The following is a 21796-nucleotide window of genomic DNA, read 5'->3' as shown; positions in this document are numbered from 1 at the left end:
GGAGTCGGATCAGTGCACGAGGTTCTGTACGTAACATCGGAGATGTATCCTTTTTCCAAGACAGGCGGATTGGGAGATGTGATGGGGGCTCTGCCTCCGAGCATCTGCAGCAAGGGGATCAAAACTGCAGTCATCACCCCGTTTTATGGGCGCATGAATCTGGACGGGCATAAACTGAGGCTTGTCTATTCTGACCTGCATATCGGTTATCCGTGGCCGGATACAACTGCGGAGATCTATCATACTGAATACGAAGGACTTTCAGTCTATTTCGTGGCTCGCGGTGAATATTTTGATCGCCGTCATTACTATAATACTCATTCCGGTGACTATTTTGATAATTGTGAACGGTTTATCTTTTTCTGCAAGGCCGTTGTAAAGCTGGCCCGAATGCAGCCATCCCCGCCGGCAGTGATTCATTCCCACGACTGGCAGTCGGCGCTGGTCCCTCCGTATCTGTATTTTGAGCGCATGAAGGATTCATTCTGGTCGCAGACAAAAAGCGTCACCACCATCCATAATTTGGCATTTCAAGGTCGTTTTTCTGAAAGACTTTTTCATGAATCAGGGCTTCCTGCTGAAGCCTGGTCTTTGTCGGGAGCGGAATTCTACGGTGACCTGAACATGCTGAAGGCCAGCGTTGCCTACAGCGACGCCGTGACCACAGTCAGTCCTTCCTATGCTCAGGAGATTCTGGGTCCGGAGTTCGGGTGCGGTCTGGAAGGATTTCTCAACAGTCAGGCCCACAAGCTGACCGGTATTCTTAACGGGGCGGATTATTCAGTCTGGGATCCGGGCAATGATAAATTTCTGCCCTGCTGCTATGGACCGGACAGGATCAAAGGCAAGTACGAATGCAAGAAATCCATGCTGCGCGAGTTCTATATGTCCGATCAGCTGGAGGACAGGCCTGTTTTCGGTTTTATAGGACGCTTGCGCGATCAGAAGGGTATAGACCTGCTCATTGACATCCTGCCACGGCTGATGGAGAAGGACGTGGGTGTCATCGTTCTTGGTGAGGGTGACCTTGGCTATGAGGCGAGGCTGCTTGAATATATGGAAGAATATCAGGGTAAATTCTGTGTTCAGATCGGATATACTGAAGATCTGGCTCATGGAATTCAGGCAGGTTCGGATATCTTCCTGATGCCGTCCCGATATGAACCCTGTGGACTGACCCAGATCTATGCCCTGCGTTTCGGGACTCCTCCGGTTGCCACCGCAGTGGGCGGGCTCCGTGATACAATTACCCCTTACCCGGCCGAAGACGCCACCGGATTCACCTTTGAGCGTCCGGAACCGGAACTTTTTTTCGATGCCATAATGCAGGCGGTTGAAGCCTGGCAGGATCGTGACGGTTGGGAGAGAATGATTGGACGGGCCATGCGCAAAGAGTTTACCTGGGACCGTTCCGCTGATGAGTATATCAACCTTTACCGCAAGCTTGGCGCTAGAATTTAGGTGGTGAGAATGGCTCGCAAACGTATTGAGGAACTGGCTGAAAAGCTGCACGTGGATATTGAGGGACTGAGCCTTGTTGAGGCTGTAAGGCTGCTCCAGCGCCTTGAAGGCAATTTTGATTGCTTTGCCAGGGCGGAGAGCGGTTTCTGTGACCAGACAGAATGCCTCTTTTATGAAGAGTGCATGGATAATTCGAGTAATTCCGAGGAATAGACCGCCGATGCCAGAGACTTTACCAGTTTATATCGCCCCTTTTGACTTGTTCCTCTTCGGTAAGGGGGAGCACTGGGACCTTTACCGCATTCTTGGAGCCCATTTTGATATTCAGGAAGAGCAGGAGGGGTACCGTTTTGCCGTGTGGGCCCCTAATGCCAAGAATATTTATGTTGCCGGAGACTTCAACGGTTGGAATACCAAGGCCAATCCCTTATTCCCCGTCGGAGTATCAGGGATCTGGGCAGGTTTTGTTCCCGGAGTTCAGCCCGGTCAGCTTTACAAGTACAACGTGGTCCGCAATGACGGTCATGAAGTGCTTAAGACGGACCCTTTTGCCTTCAGGACTGAAATGCGTCCGGGGCATGCTGCTGTTACGTGGGGACTGAACAACTATCAGTGGGAAGATGAACAGTGGATGGCTGATCGTCGCAAGACCGGGCTGCCCCTGAACAAGCCCATTTCATGTTACGAAGTGCATCTCGGCTCATGGCGGCGCGATGGCTGGAACTACCGGACCTATCGCCAGCTAACCGAGGAGCTTCTTCCTTATGTGAAGGACATGGGATTCACCCACATTGAACTCATGCCCATTGCCGAGCATCCCCTTGACGAATCATGGGGTTACCAGACCACTCATTACTATTCTCCCACATCAAGGCACGGCAGCCCGGACGACCTGCGCTATTTCATCGACAAATGTCATCAGGCCGGATTAGGGGTCCTTCTTGATTGGGTTCCGGGGCATTTTCCCAAAGATGATTGGGGACTTGGACGGTTTGACGGCTCAGCCCTTTATGAGCATGCCGATGCCCGAAAGGGTGAGCACCCGGATTGGGGGACCTATATTTTCAATTTCGGGCGGCATGAGGTAAGCAATTTCCTGCTTGCAAACGCCCTATACTGGCTCAAGGAATTTCATATCGACGGGCTGCGCATAGACGCAGTCGCTTCCATGCTTTATCTCGACTATTCCCGCCGCGAAGGAGAGTGGATTCCCAACGAATTCGGCGGCAATGAGAATCTTGAGGCCATCGAGCTGCTCAAGAATCTCAACATGGTCGTTCATCAGCAGTTTCCCGGTGCCATGATGATTGCCGAGGAATCCACATCGTGGCCCGGAGTCTCCCGACCTGTCTATACCGGAGGACTCGGCTTCACTTTCAAGTGGAACATGGGCTGGATGAACGACACGCTGGATTATATGGAGAAGAGCCCGATTCACCGTTCATATCATCAGAACAAGCTTACTTTTTCGATGATATATGCCTTCAGCGAGAATTTCTTCCTGCCGCTGTCGCACGATGAGGTGGTGCATGGCAAGGGAGCACTGCTTTCCAAGATGCCCGGTGACATGTGGCAGCAGATGGCCAATCTGCGCATGTTGCTCAGTTACCAGTGGGCTCATCCTGGTAAAAATCTCCTTTTTATGGGATGTGAATTCGGCCAGTGGAATGAGTGGAACTGCAGAAAGGAATTGGACTGGACTCTGCTGGGCTTCCCTTCGCATCAGGGATTGCGGAATACCGTGATTGATCTGAACCGGGTAATGCATGAGAATCCGGCTATGTATAAGCATGATACCGACTGGTCCGGATTCGAATGGGTTGATTTTTCGGATTACATGTCCTCGGTGATGAGTTTCATGCGCAAGAGTGAAGGGGATAAACCGGTACTCTGGGTTTTCAACTTTACACCCGTTGTGCGTGATTGGTATTGTCTGGGGTGTCCCGAAGGCGGTAACTGGGTTGAGATATTTAATTCCGATGCTGAAATCTACGGCGGATCGAACGTGGGCAACATCGGAAAGGTCCAGGCCCGCAAGGCCGGTGATATAGGTGCATTTCCATACTATCTGGAATTGACCTTGCCCCCTCTTGCGGCCATAGCCTTAAGACCGGAATAGTAGATCTGTATATGTGTGCATACCTCCGGCTGTTTCTTCGGAACTGGCCGGAGGTTTTAATTTTTTCTGATCAATGACAATTTGTCGTATGAAGCGGCTAAGCCTTATTAAAAGGTTTTATCCGCCAGAGGTAATCAGAAATTGTGAAAAGCGCAAATCGCATCAAAACCAGGTGAAAATTATGAAAAAAAATATATGTGTTACGCTGGGAGATCCGAACGGACTTGGTCCTGAACTGGCATGCCGTCTGTTTTCCGAACGTGCTGCGGACCGTGCTTATCTGATGATCGGTCCGGAAAACGGTCTGCTCTGGCATCTGGAAAAGCTTGGTCTGGAGAAGTTTTATACCGTGCTTGATGACCCTGAAGAAATTTCTGATGCAAAAACTGGATATTATCTGTATGTGCCGGAATCCCTTTATGACTTTGAACTTAAGATCGGTCAGGCCGATCCCGAAGGCGGCCGTTGCGCAGGGGAAGCGCTTGAAACAGCTATGGAGCTGCTTAACGGTGGGATAGTTGCCGGGTTGGTTACCTGCCCTCTCAACAAGGCCATGCTGCAGCTTGCCGGGTTTGATTTTCCGGGCCATACCGAATTTCTGGCAACCCGTTCAGGGGTTGGCAGGGAGAACGTCTGCATGCATCTGGGCGGACCGAGGCTTAAAGTCAGCCTTGTTACCACCCACCCCAGATTTGTGGATATACCGGCCCTGATCACTGAAGAACGGATACTGCGCTGCATAGACCTGACAGCCAGCCTTGTGAAATCGCTGGGACTGGAAAATCCCATAGCCGTATGCGGCCTTAACCCGCATGCCGGTGAGTCCGGTCGCATAGGCACGGAGGAATTGGAGATCATTGAACCGGCCATCAGGAAGGCAGTGGAGCTGGGCTACAATGTGGAAGGACCGTTCCCCGGTGATACCATTTTCCACTTCGCAGCAGACGGAAGTTACAGCGCAGTGCTGGCCATGTATCATGATCAGGGGCTGGCTCCGCTCAAACTGCTCCATTTCAGCGAGGCGGTAAACATCACCCTGGGCCTGCCTTTCCCGAGGACCTCACCGGACCACGGAACCGGCTATGACATTACCGGTACCGGAAAAGCTACGCTGGCAAGCTTCAGGATTGCAGTTGAATCCGCTGAGATGATGGTAGACGCACTAAAATAAAAAAACGCACGGAACATCCTGTTCTGTGCGAAACATTTTGAAGATCAGAATCTTCACGAGTCTGGGGCAGGAAAACTTACTGGAAGTTATCCTGCCCCAGTCGTCGGGGTCAAAGCCCCCGGCATGGCCTCCGGAAGACCCGCATGTCTCCGGTGGCATGGAAGAATTAGATACCGAAGGGGCCGAACTTTTTAACGTATTCCTGAAGTTCTTCCCAGAGGTGTTCGGAAAATTTATCGTACTTTTCAGCTGCAGTGTCGTAGCTTTCGAGTTTCTTTACTACGTTTGCTGCCTTAGCGTACACAGTGTTGAATTCAGCTTCGTCCATTCCTGCCATTTTCATGGCTTCGTCTTTTGAAAGATGACCGGTATGGGCAAAGACCCCGGACAGAACGCCCATCATCTGTTTTACGTTCTTCTGAGCCATTTCTTTCTCCTTAAAAATAAATAATTATTGGTAAAACCTTGTCAGCCATAATGCTGTTAACACTATATTCCTCATAATTGCAAGAGGTTCCTCCGTAGCAGCCCCATTTCCAGACTGTTATTTTATGGCTCAAGACGGGAAAGGCCGTTGCCGTTGCTTTTTCATCTTTCGGCACGTATTGTTCGTATTTTAAAGAACTTCAAGAGATTACACATGAATAAATTCAATAATAGTATATGGATAAATGTCGGTGAAGCTTCCGGTGACATGCACGGAGCAATGCTTGCAAAAGAACTCATGAAACATGACCCGGAACTTAAGGTTATGGGCATGGGCGGTTCGGATATGGAAAAAGCCGGGTGCGATATCCGGTATTCCATGCAGCTCATCAATCTGGTCGGGTTCACTGAAGTCTTTCCCAAGTTACCGAGACTGCTCAAGCTTTTCAGGGAGATTGAGGACGTTTTTAAAAAGGAAAGACCCAAGGCCGTAATTCTGGTCGATTGTCCGGACTTCAATTTCCGGCTGGTCAAGATCGCCAGCAGGCTGGGGATTCCGGTATATTACTATATCACCCCTCAAGTCTGGGCGTGGCGGCAGGGAAGGGCGAAGTTCCTGCAGAAATATGTAAGCAAGATTCTGTGTATCCTGCCATTTGAGCAGCCTTTTTTCAAAGAGCGCGGCGTGGAGGCCCAGTATGTGGGACATCCGCTGCTGGACATAATTCCGCTGTCAGAACTTGATTCCATTGACCCTGATCCAGAGCTGGTGGGCATTCTGCCGGGCAGCCGTAGCCGGGAGATTTCTTCCCTGCTGCCTGAGTTTGCTCGTGCCGCTGAAATGCTTTTGAAGGATTTTCCTCACCTGCGTTTTTCCATTGCACGCGCTCCCAATGTTACTGAGGAGAAACTTAGACGCTACTGGCCTGAGCACCTGCCGGTGAGCATCAGCCAGCCGGAGGATCGCTATGGTCTGATGCGCCGCTCAAACGTGATTATGGCCGCTTCGGGGACAGCAACGCTTGAATGCGCCCTGATAGGAACCCCGACGCTGGTGGCTTACAAAATGGCTCCATTGACCGCGTTTCTGGCAAAGCTCATTATCAGGATAAAATATGCGAGCCTTGCCAACATCATCCCGGATAAGCTTGTTCTGCCGGAGTTCCTGCTGCACAACGCCACGGCTGAGAATTTTTATCTGCAGGTCAAGGAATGGGTGGGCAATCCGGAATCCGCATCGGCGGTTCGTGAAGAGCTGGTTCATCTGCGGGAACTGATCGGAGAACCGGGAGTGGCTGCAAGAGCGGCGAATATAATTCTGAGTGACCTTAACGCAAAGTAGAAGACGATAAAAAAAACCCCGGAGCCAATCCCCGGGGTTTTTCTGACTTTGGAACAAAAAACGGAACAGCCACCGCGGCTGTCGCGTATCTCACAATCTGAAATTAACTGTCTAAAACTAAACGCAGCCGGTGGGCTTGGGCAGACCAGCCATCTTACATGCTCCCTTACCGGGGCCGGAGGGGAACAGTTCATAGATGTGTTTCAGTTTGTAACCGGTAACCTTGGAGAGGATGCGAACCATAGGTGCGATACCGTTCTTCTTGTAGTAGTCCTGCAAGAAGTCGATAACTTTCTGGTGTTCTTCGTTCAGATCTTTGATGCCTTCGCTTTCTTTAACGAAGTCAACCCACTCGGGGCACCAATCTTCGAACTTAAGAAGGAAACCGTCTTCATCAACGTCAAAGCTTTTGCCCTGAAATTCAACGAGTGCCATGTAAAACCTCCTAAAAATTAATCGTAAAAACGGTCGAACCGTTTTAACATTCAGGCTCCAGTGACTCCCCCCGAAACACAGTTCCGAGGAAAATGTCTCACTTACCCAAATTGGGATTAAAACCTAGGGAAAAAAAATTCAAGGAAAATATTTAGCTAGTCGAAACATTTCATAAAAAGTGAACGGCTGTACAGCCTCATGAATGCTCGTTTTTTAAGCCATGAGCCATTGTCTTTGACGCGAACGTTCGCATTCTAAGGCCTGATGCCAAACAATATATATAGTTGTTGCTGCACCGTTTTTAATCGATATGTATGGACTTTTTGTTGATTATGATCTGTTCAGTGGGCAAAAATGTCCGAGCTGTTTTTGCTAAGACTATAATATAATTTACTTAAAGTTGTTGAGGAACGGAAGTTGTATGGATCTTGGCACTACATCAGGAGGATTCAAAAATGGAAATCAGTTTTGTAAGAGAAGCAACCGGAACTCATCTGGCGAATTCAGTTTCAAGGGAAAAGTCTGCCCCAGCGGCGACTGTTCAGGGGCATCTTGATACCGTATCTGGTAATATTCGTGCCGGGCTGAGGTCCGCATCTGCCGATCCGGAACAGCTGCTTGAACAGACGATGGAATCCGGAATGAGCGAAAACGCAATAAGTGATGCCCACGATTTCAACATGGCCAGAATCATGGAACTTCTTTCAGACCCACTGCTTAAGGAAGACATCTGATTCAATATGGAGATGACCCATGCTTCTACGAAGGTATATTGATCCAGTCGGGATGACCGGAGATTTACCTGTCGCATAACGATTTTCATGGCCGACTTGTTCTAAGTAAAGGCAAAGCCCCGGAATGCTTGTTTTCGGGGCTTTGCCTTTTTATAAACAAAGTGCTAACAAAAGGAAGTTTCAGCCCGCAACAGGTCGCGAAAACTTTCTATGAATAAAATCAAATTAAAGAAAATTCCGGATAAACCTTCTCCCGGTTACCCCCCTATGGAATCAGTTCTTGCTCCTCCGTCGCCGGTCAGGATTGACCCGTCGTGGTATGTCCCCACGTCTGACGAATGTGTCCGCTGGTGGGAAGAGTTCTCCATGCTGGACAATATCAGGTCTCACAGTGCTCTCGTGGCGGATGTTGCCGTTCGGGTGGCGGAAATGGCCGTGCGTTCCGGGGTTGATGTTGATGTCCCGACCATTCGGGCTTCGGCCTTGATGCACGATATTGCCAAGAGTTACTGCATTCACCACGGAGGCAATCACAGCCAGCTTGGTGCGGCGTGGACCATGCGCCTTACCGGTAATCCTGCTGTGGCCATGGGGGTTCTGCACCATGTCTTCTGGCCGTTTGATCCTGATGCTGATAAATATTTCCTTCCGCTGGTGGTCAGCTACGCCGACAAGCGCGTTATGCATGACACCCTGACGACACTTGATGAGAGATTCGGTGACCTTAAAGTAAGGTATGGAAAAACCGAAAAAATCATACAGAGAATTCACCAAACATACGAGCAGGCCCTTGTCCTTGAAGAGCGGCTCGGCAAGCTGATCGGAGTTGATCTCAATGCATGTTCTTTTGATAGCGGGCGGCTGGTCTGATGAACGTGAAGTATCTTTAAGCGGAGCCAAAGGCATCCACCAGGCCCTGCTTGAACTGGGCCACGAAGTGGAGCTGCTGGACCCTGCAAAGGATTTCGCGGAGATCCTTGTCCGTGCGGGCAAGGCTGATTTCGCCTTTATCAACCTTCACGGTTCTCCCGGTGAAGACGGACTTATCCAGGCCATGCTCAATCAGGCCGGATGCCCGTATCAGGGTTCTGCGCCTGAGGGTTCATTCCTGACCCTGAACAAGGGCGCAGCCAAGACAGTTTTTGACATGCATTCCATCCGCACCCCGCGCTGGGAACTGATCTGTCCCACTGACGGATGCAGGGGGCTTGAGAAGCTTGCTCCCCCCGTGTTCATCAAGCCTAATTCCGGAGGTTCCAGTCTGGGCATGACTTTTGCCCGTACTGCCGATGAACTGAAGCAGGGCATCGAGACCGTATTCAGCATGGGGGACAGTGCTCTTGTCGAGGCATATACCGAAGGTATCGAAGTAACCTGCGGTATTCTTGACGATGAACCGTTGCCTCTTATTCTTATTACTCCGCCGGAGAATGCTGAATTCTTTGACTACCACAGTAAATACGCCCCTGACGGGGCCGAGGAGATTTGCCCTGCACCCATTTCCGCCGAGCTGACCGAAGAGATCCAGCGGATAACGCTGAAGGTTCACAGGCTGCTCGGCCTTGCGGACTACAGCAGGGCGGACTTTATCATATCAGAAGGAGTACCCTACCTGCTGGAAGTGAACACACTGCCCGGCATGACTCCAACCAGTCTGGTTCCGCGGGCAGCCAGGGCCGCAGGATATTCATTCAATGAATTGATCGCCAGACTTATTGAGTTGGGACAGAGGAAGCGGAAGTAATTTTAACAGGGTCCGCCCACCGGGCAGGCCGCGGAACGGAAACGTCAGGATCAACACATGTCGAAATCCCTCAAGCTAAGGACAGCCTCATTTCTTTACGGACTCGGCTGGAAAGCCGCCATTCCCTTTCTGAAACGCAATGACCGTCTCAGGGAAGGGTTTGACCGCAGAACACTAAAGCACAGCCTTCCGCCCCGTGCGGATATCTGGATTCAGGCCGCTTCCGCAGGTGAGGCCAAGATCGTGACCCGGATTATGGATGCCATTTCCATGGACCGGCCCACCAGATTCCTGCTGACCACAAATACGGCACAGGGATTGTCCGAGCTTGAAAGGACCGCCTACCGGCTGACACCGAACACCAGAAGAGTATCCGCTGCCGTTACATATTTTCCTTTTGACAGTCCCGAACTGGCCGGAAAGGCTCTTGAAGCCGTGCAGCCGAAGCTGGTGGTACTGGTTGAAACTGAAATCTGGCCCGGTTTTCTGGCCGCCTGCAGGGAAAAAAACGTAAAGGTCCTGATCATAAACGGACGCATGACTACCAAAAGCCTTGCCGGGTACATGGCGTTCCCTGAATTTTTCCAGTCTGTGGCCCCTGAAGAGATTCTGGCAATTTCCGAAGACGATGCCACCCGGTTCAGGACCCTGTTTGAGATCGACAAGGTTTCAACCATGCCCAACGTCAAGTTTGACGGGACCGTCACTGCGGAGGCTGTTCCCTACACGGCCAACCCGCTTTCCTCCATCTTCCGCCCCAAGACCCCGTTCATAATTCTGGGCTCGGTTCGCAAGGAGGAGGAGTCGCAGGTCCTCAAGCTGGTTCAAGGAATCAAATCCGAACGTCCCAAGACCGTTATCGGCTTGTTCCCCCGGCATATGCATCGCATAGATGCCTGGAAGTCCATGCTTGAAGAAGCCGGGCTACCGTGGATTCTGCGGTCGGAGATCGAAGGAAACGCACCTTTCGGCCACGTGGTCCTCTGGGATGTTTTCGGTGAGATGAATTCAGCCTTTCCCCTTGCCCGCGCGGCATTTATCGGCGGCACACTTGCTCCCGTTGGCGGGCAGAACTTCCTTGAGCCTCTGGCGCATGGCATTACACCGGTAATCGGGCCGTACTGGTCCAACTTCACCTGGATCGGCGAAGAGATTTTCGAGCAGAAACTTGCCAGACAGGAGAAGGATTGGGAAGGAGTCCTGCAGGCCCTGCTGGACATCAGCAAGAGGCCTGTGAAACCTGAAAAGGTTAAAGGCGATTTCGATAAATATCTTGAAGAAATGCGTGGCGGCACCGATGCGGCGTGTGCAGCCATTAAACGTAACTGTAAATAGCACTGCGCAGTCCTCCGGAATGTAGCCGGGGACATTTGAGAAAAAGGAACTAAATGAGCATTACCTACGGTTGTTACGGCATTATCCCTGCCCGTTATGACTCCAGCCGTTTCCCCGGAAAGCCGTTGGCGGACATCTGCGGAAAGCCCATGTTCTGGCATGTCTGGAACCGGGCGTCCAAATGCCCTGAAATGGACAAGGTTGTCCTGGCCACGGACAGCGAACTTATAATGGAGGCAGCGGAAAAACACGGCGTACCGGCCGTGATGACTGCTTCCACCCACACCAGCGGTACCGACCGTGTGCTGGAGGCCGCCCAGAAGCTGGGGCTGCCCGGTGATTCCGTCGTAGTGAACATTCAGGGAGACGAGCCCTGCCTCGCCCCCGAGATGCTCAGTGAACTGGTCAGTCCTTTTTCCGACGGCAGTGTCAGGGTAACCACTCTGGCTTCGCCTATCAGTGCTCAGGAGGCCCTAAGTCCGGACCGGGTAAAAGTTGCGCTTGCAAAAGACAGCCGGGCGTTATACTTTTCCCGCGCACCTATCCCATATTCCCATGATGACGACGGGAATTACCTTCTACATATCGGCCTGTACGGTTTCCGCATGGAAGCCCTTGAAGCCTTCGCCGGCATGGCTGTTTCTCCGCTTGAAAAGAGAGAGCGGCTGGAACAGTTGCGACTGCTGGAAAACGGCATACCCATCCACGTCACAATTACCGCACACTCCTGCCATGGAGTTGACCGCCCTGAAGACCTGGATACAGCAATAAAGATTCTTGAGAGGGAAAAAATATGAAAGCCATACTGGCACTTGAAGACGGCACCTGGTTCGAAGGCACCTCCTTCACCGGACCCGGAGAATCTGGCGGAGAAGCTATCTTCAACACCGGAATGACCGGATATCAGGAAGTCCTCACCGACCCCTCGTATACCGGACAGATGGTCTGCATGACCTATCCTCTTATCGGCAACTACGGCATCACCGAAGAAGACATTGAATCCGCAAAGGTTCATGTTGCCGCTTTTATCGTCAAGGAATGCTGCAAGCATCCTTCCAACTGGCGTTCCGTTAAATCACTGCCAGAATATCTCAAAGAGGCAGGCATCATGGGTATTGAAGGAATTGATACCCGTGCCCTGACCCGCCACCTGCGTATCAACGGCGCCATGCGCGGTATCATCTCTACCGAAGAGCTTGATCCTGCGAAACTGGTGGAAAAGGCAAAACAGCTCCCTACCATGGAAGGGCTGAACCTCGCCGACACCGTTACCTCCGAAACCTGCTACGCATGGAAAGAAGGAAAGCCTGTTCCCGTGGATGTAACCTCCGGTTACAAATGGGAAGACAAGGGTCCGCGTCTTATCCTCATCGACTACGGTGTGAAGTGGAATATCCTGCGCCTTCTCGACGCGCAGGGCTTTGAGGTTCTGTCCGTACCTTCGTTCTTTACCGAAGAGCAGATCAGAGCCCTTGAGCCTGATGCCATCTTCCTTTCCAACGGTCCCGGAGACCCGGCCGTTCTGGACCATGCCGTAAACAGTGCGCGTTCTTTCTGTGAAGACCTGCCCGTTGCCGGTATCTGCCTTGGACACCAGATCCTCGGTCAGGCTCTCGGCGGCAAGGCTTTCAAACTTAAGTTCGGTCATCACGGCTGTAACCATCCGGTTATGGACATGGAAAGCAAAAAAATCGAGATTTCTTCACAAAACCATGGGTTTTGCGTTGACATTTCCGACTGTTCCGATCTTAAAATCACCCATAAGAACCTCAATGATGAAACTCTTGAGGGATTTGCTCATAAAACCAAGCCGATTATCGCGATCCAGTTCCACCCGGAAGCAGCACCCGGTCCGCATGACAGCTGCTATTTCTTCGCCAGATTCCGTAACCTGGTAAAAGAGGCAACCGGAAAGTAGACGCGGCAAAACATAACGTCGGAGACCATAATGTCCGGTGAACTTACCAATGCCAGAAAAAAGCTGTCCGGCATTTCTTCTTTGCTCAAGCAGCAGAAAGCCATGGCAGCCGTACAGGCTGTTTATGATGCTGTACTTGTTATCCTCAAGGGCGGGCTGATGAAGTCCGAACGCGAGGAGTTTCAGGACCTGCTGGACAACACAGTTCATATTCTGAACAGCGACAAGAAGCTCAGGGAAGATTATCCCCTGATCATCAGTTATGTCCGTGGTGAAGAAAAGGAACTGCTTGATACTCTGCGGGAGATTCTGCAGGAGCTTCAGAAGAACGTTAGTGCCAATGCTCAGCAGATGCTGGCGGCCATGGAAAAGAAGAAACGGGAGACTCTTGAGCAAGGGCAGGCCCTTATTGAAGAGAACAAGGTTTCTGAAGCTCAGAAGCTTTTCAACAAGCTCATCCGCGAATTCAAGGATGACACAGAGCTGCGGGCTGAGATTGCCGATAAGTTCATCAAGTCCGGACTTTATAGCGAAGCTCTCGAATATCTTGAACAGGCTCTTGCCAATGACCCCGATGCGATCTTCCTCTATAACCGCATCGGAATTGTTCTACGCAAGATGAAGGATTTTGAAGCTGCCGAGAAATACTATCTCAAGGCTTTGCAGATCAATAACAAGGACGAGTATCTCTACTTCAACACTGGTCGTCTTTACTATGACTGGCAGAAATGGGGCAAGATGGCCCAGGCTGCAGAAAAGGCCGTTGCCATCAATCCCAATTTCGCTGAAGCGGAAAAAATGCTCAAGTTCGCCTTGAAGAAGATAGGCAAGTAAATAATGCCTCCGGCGGCCAGAGAAACTTTTTGTAAAAAGTTTCTCTGGACTCTTCAAAAACTTTTAGTAGGCTGTCGCTACCGGCGTGGCCGGGCCGTTCGGATTAAATTGATAAAGCAGGGGAGGACTGAATTTTCAGTTCTCCCCTTTTTAATGGAATAAAGTAATGAAGTACATTCTGCTTGATCGTGACGGTACAATCATTGTCGACAAGCATTACCTCAGCGATCCGGCAGGGGTGGAGTTGATTCCGGGCGCTAGTGAAGGTTTGAAAATGATGGCTGAGGCCGGTTTCGGGCTAATTGTTGTTACCAACCAGTCCGGGATAGGTCGCGGCTATTACTCTGAATCCGATATGCGGGCCGTTAACAGGCGCATGGAAGAACTTCTTGCAGGTAGCGAAGTCAAGTTTGCCGCAGTGTACCACTGCCCGCATGGGCCGGATGAAAATTGCGATTGCCGAAAGCCGGCAGCCGGGATGTTTGATCAGGCCATAGCTGAATTCGGCATGAATCCCACCGACTGCTATGTAATCGGGGATAAGCTCTGTGACGTGGAACTGGGGCTGTCAAAGGGAGCAGGGGCAATCCTTGTGCGTACCGGAAAGGGCCGAAAAGAAGAACCCAAGTGTCAGGGCAAGGCAACATACATAGCAGATGACCTTGTCGATGCCGTCAAGTTTATTCTACAGCAAAAGTAGTTTTTTATTATATGTTGGAGAGTTAGTAAAAGTATGCCTCTGGCGGTCCTCCGGGGGCTAAAAACCTTTTTGTCAAAAAGGTTTTAGAATCCCAAAAACTTTGAGCAAGCTTCGCTGCATGAATTGAAAAATTGTCATTAACCAAAAGCAGGCTAAGCATAGGCAATTCATTGTTTTAATTTTATAAAAATGCTTGTGATGCATATCTTGATGAGATATTCGGGCTAAGGCTATAGCCATATAAGCAAAAGACCCTGCCCATGTTTCCGTGGGCAGGGTCTTTTATTTTGTCTTTGATGTCCTCAAATGACTTTTAGTCATACGAAGCGGCGAAGCCCTGCTAAAAAGTTTGGAAGAGTCCAAAGAAACCTTTTCAAAGGTTTCTTTGGCCGCCGGAGGCATCTTTTGTTACCCGCGTTCGTCAAAAACGCGTTTGGTTTTAGCGAAGCTGCGTGGCAGCAGGCCCGGCTTGAGGATTTCAACATTTGAGCGAACGAGGATATACTTACGGATCTCCTCGCAGATGGCCTTGGCGAGATTGGAGTCGTTGGCTTCAGACACTCCGGGTTTGCGTTCGACACGCACAGTCATGTGGTCGAGCCCTTCGCGCCGTTCGAGGTAGATCTGGTATTCAGAACTGGCTTTTGGGAAGGATTCGAGGACGGATGCAATCTGTCCGGGATAGATGTTTACCCCGCGGAAGATGAACATGTCGTCACTGCGGCCGGAAATTATGTCGTGGCGCGGCATTGAGCATCCGCAGGAGCACTGTCCGGGGATAATGCGGGTCAGGTCGCGGGTGCGGTAGCGGATCAGCGGAGAGGCCTCCTTGTTCAGGGAGGTTACGACAAGTTCTCCTATTTCTCCATCGGGTACGGGCTGGAGGGTGACCGGATCGATTATCTCGGCGATGTATTCGTCGGCCCAGTAGTGGATGCCCTCGTGGGCAAGACATTCTATACCGGCACCGGGACCGTATAGTTCAGTCATGCCGGAAATATCGTGGCTGGATTCGAGTCCGAGGGATTCCTCGAACTGTTTACGCATTTTGGGGGTATGTGCTTCGCCCCCGAAAATACAGCGTTTGAGCTTCAGCTTGTCGGTGAGACCTGCTTTCTGGGCTTCCTCGCCGAGAAGCAGGGCCATTGAGGCGGTGGAGCAGAGACAGGTTGCCTCAAGGTCCACAAGGATCTGAAGCTGGATTTCAAGCATCCCCGGTCCCACAGGCAGGGTCATGGCTCCGAAGTGTTCCGAACCGAGCTGGAATCCGGCTCCGGCCGTCCAGAGACCGTAACCGACACAGACCTGAACCCGGTCAAGGGTATTCAGCCCTGCCAGTTCATAGCAGCGGGCAAACATATTTTTCCAGGTGTCGATGTCCTTCTGAGTGTAGGAAAGGATTTTGCGCTTACCGGTCGTTCCGCTGGAACCGTGGATGCGCACCACTCTTTCCTCGGGAACTGACAGCAGCGGGAGGGGGTAGCCGTCCTTGAGGTCATCTGCGGTGGTAAAGGGCAGTTTCGTGAGATCTTCAAGCGAGTTAATATCACCGGGGGTGATTCCCTTATCCTTGTAGCGGGCTGCGTAGAACGGGCTGTTAGCGGCGGTATGTCCAACGGTCCATTTGAGTCCTTCAAGTTGCTTTGCGGCCAGTTCCTCTGCACTAAGTTCCGGTATAAATCTATATTTGCTGCCCATTTGCGTCTCCGTTAGAAAGCTTGTTCAATCATCGTAAGTATCGTATCCACATTTCAACGGCCTGTGATCTGCCCGAACCGTGTTTCACCTGTGTGGATCAATCGGACAGGGCAGTTTTGCAGGAAAACCAGAAATCTTCAAGCGTTCCAAGGCCACCATGATAGCATTACCGTTCAATTTGCACGAAATAATTGGGGCGGCCCTTGTAGGTGCCGTGCTCGGCAGTTTCTATGGCTGTTGTGTTTTACGTTACATACACGGACAGACCCTGACCAATCCCCGTCGCTCAACCTGCCCGCAGTGCGGGCATACCATTCGCTGGTACGAGAATATTCCACTGCTCAGCTATATTGTGCTCGGAGGAAAGTGCTCGGCATGCCGACAGAAGATAAGTCCCCTTTATCCGATAGTTGAGTTTACTTCGGTTATGTGGGCGGTCCTGCTGATGATCGTTTACGGACCTTCTTCAACGTGGTTGCTGCACATGTTCTTCGGCGGCCTTCTGATAGTGGCTTCATTTATTGACCTCAAGACATTCATTCTCCCGGACATAATCACCATCCCCGGTTCAATTGCTGCTGTTCCGTGTGCCGCACTGCTCACGCCGCTAGGCTGGGACGGGGCATTGATGGGGGCCGGAATCGGCGGAGGGCTGTTCTGGTCGCTCAGGTTGCTTTACCGCGGCCTTAAGGGAGTTGAAGGACTCGGACTCGGAGATGTGAAGATCATGTTCATGATCGGGGCCTTGGCCGGACCGCAGAACCTGCCGTTGGTGATAACGGTATCTGCTTTTTCCGGTCTTGTGGCCGGTCTGGTGATGATGGCCGTTGACAAAAACAAGGAGTATGGCTCAATGATTCCGTTCGGCCCGTTTCTGGCACTCGGGTCCATGCTGACGACCTTATATGGAACGCCGTTCTGGAACTGGTATTTTTCATATTAGCGGTACGGTTCGTAGTCCTGATGCTTAGATAACGTTTTAGTAACCGGTAATACTGACGGTTGTTCTTTCACTTGTGCTGGCAGATGAATATTGACCAAAGATTCAAAAGAGAATGGCGGAATTCCACAGAAAGGGATTCCGCCGTTATTGTTTTGCATGTTGCAGGAAATTTATTTGATTCCGTACTTGGCCATTATCTGCTGGTAGGTTCCGTCTGCCTTGATGGCTTCCAGACCCTTGTTGAAAGCATCAATTATTTCTGAATGTCGCGGGTTGGCTAGTCCGCATGTTACATGAAGGTCATTTTGAGACATCGCGTTTTTAGTGAATTCAATTTTATCAAGAAAAGCGCTGTTGCTTTGCGAGATGGTTGCCTTGGCTACGATTTCATCGGATATGGCCAGATCTATTCTTTCCGCGATCAGTTTTTTTATGTTGGTGATCAATTCCGTGGTTGGTTCACGCACAAAACCTGAATCGTTCATGAAATCGGAACTGTAGCCATATCCGCTTACTATACCGACGGTTTTCCCTGCCAGACTGGACAGCCCGTTGTACTCAAACGAGTCTCCTTTGCGTTTGATGAATTTGATCTGGTTCGTAGCATAAGGAGCACTGTACTTAAGGTATGCCTTACGCTTGTCGGTCATCCATGTGTTGGGCAGGATGTCGTAGCTGCCTTCTTTTACACCGTTTTCAGCTCTTACCCATGGAACAATTTCCAGTTTGACGTCGTAGCCCTGTGTCTTGAAGGCAGCGGTAACAATTTCCATCGAAAGTCCCTGGGTGGGGGAATCAGGATTGATGAAAGGAACCCATGGGTCAGCCGCTGCAGTGATGGTTTCGGCATAGGCGACAGAAGAAATCAGGATCGCCAGTACACAGCTGAGGGTGATCAGTAGTTTTTTCATAGAGCGCTCCTCTTGTTGGGAAAAGGTGTAAAAGGGTATACACGGATTATTTTCAGATAATAAACCAAGAAAAATATTTTTAAAACATTTTTTGATGCAACTAATGAAAAATCCCCCGGAACCATCTGTTTCCGGGGGATTTTGAATAATCGTATCTGGCAGATCTATCTGCGGCGTCCGCCGTCGCGACCTCCGTCACGTCCGCCGCGGTCATCACGACGTCCTCCACGGTCGCCACGGTCATCACGGCGTCCACCGCCGTTGCCGCCTCTGCGGTCTCCGCCAGCTCCGCCGCGGGGACGGTCAGCACCCATCTTGAATCTTTCAAGATCGATGTCCTGTCCGGCCTGCTCCATGAGCCATGCCTTGCGGGAAAGACGGATACGGCCGTTGGGCTGTACTTCGACAACCTTGACGGTGATTTCCTGTCCCAACTGAACAACATCGGTTACTTCAGCGATGCGTTCAACGTCAAGCTGGGAAATGTGCAGCAGGCCTTCAAGGCCGGGCAGAATTTCAACGATAGCGCCGATTTCGAGGATCTTTTTGACGGTACCCACGTAGTTTGTGCCCACTTCGGCCTGCTGGTCGTAGTAGCGGACCATTTCAACGGTCTTTTTGAGGGACTCGAGGGTGGGGGCAAAGATGGAAACCTTACCGGAATCTTCGATGTCTATATCGGCAGAAGTTTCAGCGGTGATGGCTTTGATGTTCTTTCCGCCGGGTCCGATCAGTTCCCTGATCTTTTCGGGGTTGATGTGTAGAACTTCCATCTGCGGAGCGTGAACGGAAAGTTCCGATCTGGGCTCGGGCATTACTGCAACCATATCCTTGAGGATGAGCTGGCGGGCATCTTTAGCCTGAGCAAGAGCCTTACGCAGAACATCGGCGGGGATACCGCTGATCTTGATGTCCATCTGGATGGCGGTTACGCCTTCGGTGGTACCTGCAACCTTGAAGTCCATATCGCCGAGGGCATCTTCGTCACCGAGGATGTCGGTGAGGACGAAATACTGGTCGCCTTCCTGGCACAGACCCATGGCGATACCGGCAACGGGTGCGCTGATGGGTACACCGGCGTCCATCAGGGACAGGGTGGTGCCGCATACGGTAGCCATGGAGGAAGAACCGTTGGAGTCCATTACCTCGGAAACCACACGCATGGTGAAGGGGAACTCTTCCGGGGAAGGAAGAACCGGGCGCAGAGCACGCTCAGCAAGGGTTCCGTGACCGATTTCGCGGCGGGAAGGCGCACGCAGGAATTTGGCTTCGCCCACGCAGTACGGGGGGAAGTTGTAGTGGAGCATGAAACGCTTGGTGTCTTCACCGGTAAGGGTTTCATATCTCTGTTCGTCACGTGTGGAGCCCAGGGTGCAGATTGCCAGAGCGGAGGTTTCACCTCTGCGGAACAGTGCGGAACCGTGGGTCATGGGCAGGTTGCCCACTTCCATGGAAAGATTACGGACAGTGGTAAGGTCGCGTCCGTCGATACGGATACCCTGTTCAACGATGCGCTTGCGCACGATCTTCTTTTCCAGATCAGCCATGGCATCGCCGACGTTTTTTGCCTTTTCGGGGTTTTCCGGGAACTTTTCGTTGATGAACTCAACTGCCTTGGCCTTTACTTCGGACTTGGCGGTCTTGCGCTCGATCTTGCCGGGAATGGTCAGGGCCTTGTCGAGGTCAGCAGAGAAGTTATCGGAGATGAGGGTGATGACCTCGGTGTCCTTTTCAGGCTCAATCACTTCGATTTTGGGGCGACCGACTTTTTCGCGCAGGGCATCCTGCAGGTCGAACATGGGGCCGAGCTGCTGATGACCCCATTCAAGGGCTTCGGCGATGGTGTTTTCAGAAAGGAACTTGGAGCTGCCTTCAACCATGATGACTGCGTCGCGGGTTGCGGCGAATACGAGGTTGAGTTCGCTTTCTTCGGCAATGCCTTTGTAGGTGGGGTAAAGCACGAATTCGTTGTTCACCATGCCGATGCGTGCTGCTGCAACAGGGCCGTTGAAGGGCAGGTCGGAAATGTGCAGTGCAGCGGATGCACCGGTCATTGCCAGCACATCGGGGTTGGTATCGGTGTCAGCGGAAAGAACGGTGGCGATGACCTGTACTTCGTCGCAGAAAGCTTTGGGGAACATGGGACGGATGGGGCGGTCCATGAGGCGGGAAACAAGGGTTTCACGGTCGGACGGACGGCCTACTTCACGGCGGAAGTAACCGCCGGGGATACGTCCTGCTGCGTAGGTTTTTTCAAGGTAGTTGCAGGTCAGGGGAAAGAAATCGCGGGGGCCGTCGGCAGCCATGGATACGGCGGTGACGAGCACAACGGTTCCACCGGACTGAATCCATACGGTACCGTTGGTCTGGTTGGCCATGCGACCGGTTTCAAGGGTGATGTCCAGATTGCCGACCTGGCCGGTGACACTGGTTTTTTCAAAAGGTACTAACATGATATTCCTCATTAAATCAGTTACAATGACGGAATCCGATGCTGCCCGAATTTTCCAGCCGGCTAAGGGAGGATTTCATTAGTGAAATGAACCCCTTCCTCAGCCAACTAAAAATCCATTGCAGGAGAGCACGGATTCCTACGACTCCGGGCCGCTAGAAGCCCGGACGTTTCAACAAAAATCGTTTTCAATCAAATCTAACTATCATCTATCTGATGTGAAGTCAGATGAAAACACAAAAGTGCAGACAGTGCACAAAAAGAAGGGGAGGGCAAACCCTCCCCTGAAACTGCTTATTTGCGCAGACCAAGCTTTGCAATAAGGTCACGGTAACGCTGAATGTCTTTGGACTTCAGGTACTTCAGGATGTTCCTGCGCTGACCTACGAGTTTGAGCAGGCCGGTGCGGGAGTGGAAATCCTTCTTGTGAGTTTTGAAGTGGTCGGTCAGGTACAGAATTCTTGCAGTAAGAAGAGCAACCTGAACTTCAGGGGAGCCGGTGTCACCGGGCTTGGTCTGGTATTCTTCGATAACTTTTGCCTTGTCTTCAGCAGTCATAACCACAGCGCTATCCTCCTTCACGTCGTAATGCGTGAGTATTGTTGTTTGTGCCGGAAGTTGATTGTCCCGCGGGGAATCAGCCCCACAGGCCGCGAAGTATTACCCAGTGAAGCCTGCCGTCGATCTGCTTTGTCTCCATGAGAGCCAAGGCAGTCCCTTCATGATCAAGGAACATGGCTCTTTCTCCCTCGAAGATTTTCAGGCCGTCCGTGCACACGTCTTCCACCGGAATCCTTGCTCCGTTCCTGATGGATGCGGCCATGGTTCCGGTAACCGTGAACCTGTGCCAATGGGGCAGGGCATCCGCAAGGGGAATTACCCGTGCCTCGAATCCATCCGGATCGGCAAGCACATCATCCAGATCGTGTGCTTCACTGAGCCGATAAGGTCGGCTTTCTTCGCGCCTAAGTGATTCCATTACCGCGCCGCATCCGAGCCGCGACCCCAAGCTGTGGACCAGGGAGCGTATATAGGTGCCGGCTGAGCACCCAACCCGGAAACGGGCCATCGGCAGAGTCACTTCCAGCGGTTCTGCGTCAAATATTTCGATGCTCTTGATCTTGATAGGGGTTTCTTCCCCGTTTCTGGCAAGTTCATAGAGCGGTTTACCATTATGCTTAGCAGCGGAATAGGCCGGAACTTCCTGACTAGTCAAGTCATTCCATGCTAAAATTTCATCTTCCACCATTTTTTCCGTGATCCCGGAAATATCACCGGTGGAAGTCTCGGTGCCCTGAATATCGTAAGTGTCCGTAGTTCTGCCTATTGTCAGGCTTCCGGAGTATACCTTATCATGTCCGGTCAGATAAGGCCCGAGTTTTGTGGCGTTGCCGAGCATTACCAGCAGCACTCCCTCGGCAAGGGGGTCAAGAGTTCCGGCATGGCCGATCTTGTACTGCTTTAGTTCCCGTTTGATTGAGTTCAGACAGTCTGCGGACGTAGGTCCAGACGGCTTGTTCAGCACCAGAACGCCGTGTTTCTGAAGAGGGCTGATCTTGGGTTTTCTTCCCAT

21 protein-coding genes are annotated in these 21796 nt (G+C 51.5%); 14 read left to right on the top strand and 7 right to left on the bottom strand.

Annotated elements, in window-relative coordinates; translation table 11 throughout:
- Positions 1 to 12: 12 nt before the first annotated feature.
- From glgA to pdxA, 4 genes are all read left to right on the top strand, one after another.
- Positions 13 to 1461, top strand: coding sequence for a glycogen synthase GlgA (glgA, locus tag N7E73_RS04200; protein WP_432737774.1), 1449 nt, complete (start codon positions 13 to 15; stop codon positions 1459 to 1461).
- A gap of 9 nt (positions 1462 to 1470) precedes the next feature.
- Positions 1471 to 1674, top strand: a complete 204-nt coding sequence (locus tag N7E73_RS04195; protein ID WP_432737773.1) for a hypothetical protein — start codon at positions 1471 to 1473, stop codon at positions 1672 to 1674.
- Between the two features lie 7 nt (positions 1675 to 1681).
- On the top strand, positions 1682 to 3580 hold the full coding sequence (gene glgB / locus N7E73_RS04190) for a 1,4-alpha-glucan branching protein GlgB (RefSeq protein ID WP_432737772.1): 1899 nt from the start codon (positions 1682 to 1684) through the stop codon (positions 3578 to 3580).
- A 181-nt stretch (positions 3581 to 3761) separates the two neighbouring features.
- Positions 3762 to 4751, top strand: coding sequence for a 4-hydroxythreonine-4-phosphate dehydrogenase PdxA (gene pdxA, locus N7E73_RS04185; RefSeq protein ID WP_432737771.1), 990 nt, complete (start codon positions 3762 to 3764; stop codon positions 4749 to 4751).
- A 166-nt stretch (positions 4752 to 4917) separates the two neighbouring features.
- On the opposite strand, the gene N7E73_RS04180 is transcribed toward pdxA, so the two are convergent.
- Positions 4918 to 5178, bottom strand: coding sequence for a hypothetical protein (locus tag N7E73_RS04180; protein WP_432737770.1), 261 nt, complete (start codon positions 5176 to 5178; stop codon positions 4918 to 4920).
- 213 nt (positions 5179 to 5391) lie between these two features.
- Here N7E73_RS04180 and lpxB point away from each other — a divergent pair, with 213 nt between their 5' ends.
- The gene (gene lpxB, locus N7E73_RS04175; RefSeq protein WP_432737769.1) at positions 5392 to 6519 is read left to right on the top strand and encodes a lipid-A-disaccharide synthase; all 1128 of its coding nucleotides are present in this window, start codon (positions 5392 to 5394) and stop codon (positions 6517 to 6519) included.
- 117 nt (positions 6520 to 6636) lie between these two features.
- Here lpxB and N7E73_RS04170 read toward each other — a convergent pair whose 3' ends face one another.
- Positions 6637 to 6954, bottom strand: coding sequence for a TusE/DsrC/DsvC family sulfur relay protein (locus N7E73_RS04170; RefSeq protein WP_432737241.1), 318 nt, complete (start codon positions 6952 to 6954; stop codon positions 6637 to 6639).
- A gap of 455 nt (positions 6955 to 7409) precedes the next feature.
- On the opposite strand from N7E73_RS04170, the gene N7E73_RS04165 reads away from it, so the two are divergent.
- The 8 genes from N7E73_RS04165 (at position 7410) to gmhB (ending at position 14219) form a co-directional block, all read left to right on the top strand.
- Positions 7410 to 7688 (top strand): hypothetical protein, encoded by a 279-nt coding sequence (locus tag N7E73_RS04165; RefSeq protein WP_432737768.1) that lies wholly within the window; start codon positions 7410 to 7412, stop codon positions 7686 to 7688.
- 267 nt (positions 7689 to 7955) lie between these two features.
- Complete coding sequence (locus N7E73_RS04160) at positions 7956 to 8558, top strand: HD domain-containing protein (RefSeq protein ID WP_432737767.1); 603 nt, start codon at positions 7956 to 7958, stop codon at positions 8556 to 8558.
- Positions 8524 to 9432, top strand: coding sequence for a D-alanine--D-alanine ligase (locus N7E73_RS04155; protein WP_432737766.1), 909 nt, complete (start codon positions 8524 to 8526; stop codon positions 9430 to 9432). The genes N7E73_RS04160 and N7E73_RS04155 overlap by 35 nt, the downstream gene beginning before the upstream one ends.
- A gap of 57 nt (positions 9433 to 9489) precedes the next feature.
- Entirely contained in the window at positions 9490 to 10767 is a 1278-nt protein-coding gene (locus N7E73_RS04150) for a 3-deoxy-D-manno-octulosonic acid transferase (protein WP_432737765.1), read from the top strand.
- Between the two features lie 53 nt (positions 10768 to 10820).
- Positions 10821 to 11564: a 3-deoxy-manno-octulosonate cytidylyltransferase gene (gene kdsB, locus N7E73_RS04145; protein ID WP_432737764.1), complete on the top strand. Its 744-nt coding sequence runs from the start codon at positions 10821 to 10823 to the stop codon at positions 11562 to 11564.
- Complete coding sequence (gene carA / locus N7E73_RS04140; RefSeq protein WP_432737763.1) at positions 11561 to 12685, top strand: glutamine-hydrolyzing carbamoyl-phosphate synthase small subunit; 1125 nt, start codon at positions 11561 to 11563, stop codon at positions 12683 to 12685. The genes kdsB and carA overlap by 4 nt, the downstream gene beginning before the upstream one ends.
- Positions 12686 to 12715: 30 nt before the next feature.
- Positions 12716 to 13519 (top strand): tetratricopeptide repeat protein, encoded by an 804-nt coding sequence (locus tag N7E73_RS04135; protein WP_432737762.1) that lies wholly within the window; start codon positions 12716 to 12718, stop codon positions 13517 to 13519.
- Between the two features lie 166 nt (positions 13520 to 13685).
- Positions 13686 to 14219 (top strand): D-glycero-beta-D-manno-heptose 1,7-bisphosphate 7-phosphatase, encoded by a 534-nt coding sequence (gene gmhB, locus N7E73_RS04130; protein WP_432737761.1) that lies wholly within the window; start codon positions 13686 to 13688, stop codon positions 14217 to 14219.
- A 408-nt stretch (positions 14220 to 14627) separates the two neighbouring features.
- Here the strand turns inward: gmhB and N7E73_RS04125 are convergent, their stop codons facing one another.
- The gene (locus N7E73_RS04125; protein WP_432737760.1) at positions 14628 to 15917 is read right to left on the bottom strand and encodes a phenylacetate--CoA ligase family protein; all 1290 of its coding nucleotides are present in this window, start codon (positions 15915 to 15917) and stop codon (positions 14628 to 14630) included.
- Positions 15918 to 16074: 157 nt separating this feature from the next.
- Between N7E73_RS04125 and N7E73_RS04120 the strand changes: the two genes are divergently transcribed.
- Positions 16075 to 16860 (top strand): prepilin peptidase, encoded by a 786-nt coding sequence (locus tag N7E73_RS04120; protein WP_432737759.1) that lies wholly within the window; start codon positions 16075 to 16077, stop codon positions 16858 to 16860.
- Between the two features lie 170 nt (positions 16861 to 17030).
- Here N7E73_RS04120 and N7E73_RS04115 read toward each other — a convergent pair whose 3' ends face one another.
- The 4 genes from N7E73_RS04115 to truB all read right to left on the bottom strand — a co-directional run bounded on the left by N7E73_RS04115 (position 17031) and on the right by truB (position 21796).
- Positions 17031 to 17771, bottom strand: coding sequence for a substrate-binding periplasmic protein (locus N7E73_RS04115; protein ID WP_432737758.1), 741 nt, complete (start codon positions 17769 to 17771; stop codon positions 17031 to 17033).
- 164 nt (positions 17772 to 17935) lie between these two features.
- A complete protein-coding gene (pnp, locus tag N7E73_RS04110) occupies positions 17936 to 20224 on the bottom strand; it encodes a polyribonucleotide nucleotidyltransferase (RefSeq protein WP_432737757.1) in 2289 nt (762 codons plus the stop codon).
- Between the two features lie 293 nt (positions 20225 to 20517).
- Complete coding sequence (rpsO, locus tag N7E73_RS04105) at positions 20518 to 20787, bottom strand: 30S ribosomal protein S15 (RefSeq protein ID WP_432737756.1); 270 nt, start codon at positions 20785 to 20787, stop codon at positions 20518 to 20520.
- Positions 20788 to 20860: 73 nt separating this feature from the next.
- Positions 20861 to 21796: a tRNA pseudouridine(55) synthase TruB gene (truB, locus tag N7E73_RS04100; RefSeq protein ID WP_432737755.1), complete on the bottom strand. Its 936-nt coding sequence runs from the start codon at positions 21794 to 21796 to the stop codon at positions 20861 to 20863.

This window comes from Maridesulfovibrio sp. FT414, from assembly GCF_050916235.1.
Classification (GTDB): domain Bacteria; phylum Desulfobacterota; class Desulfovibrionia; order Desulfovibrionales; family Desulfovibrionaceae; genus Maridesulfovibrio.
This window is presented reverse-complemented; position numbering and strand designations above follow the sequence as displayed.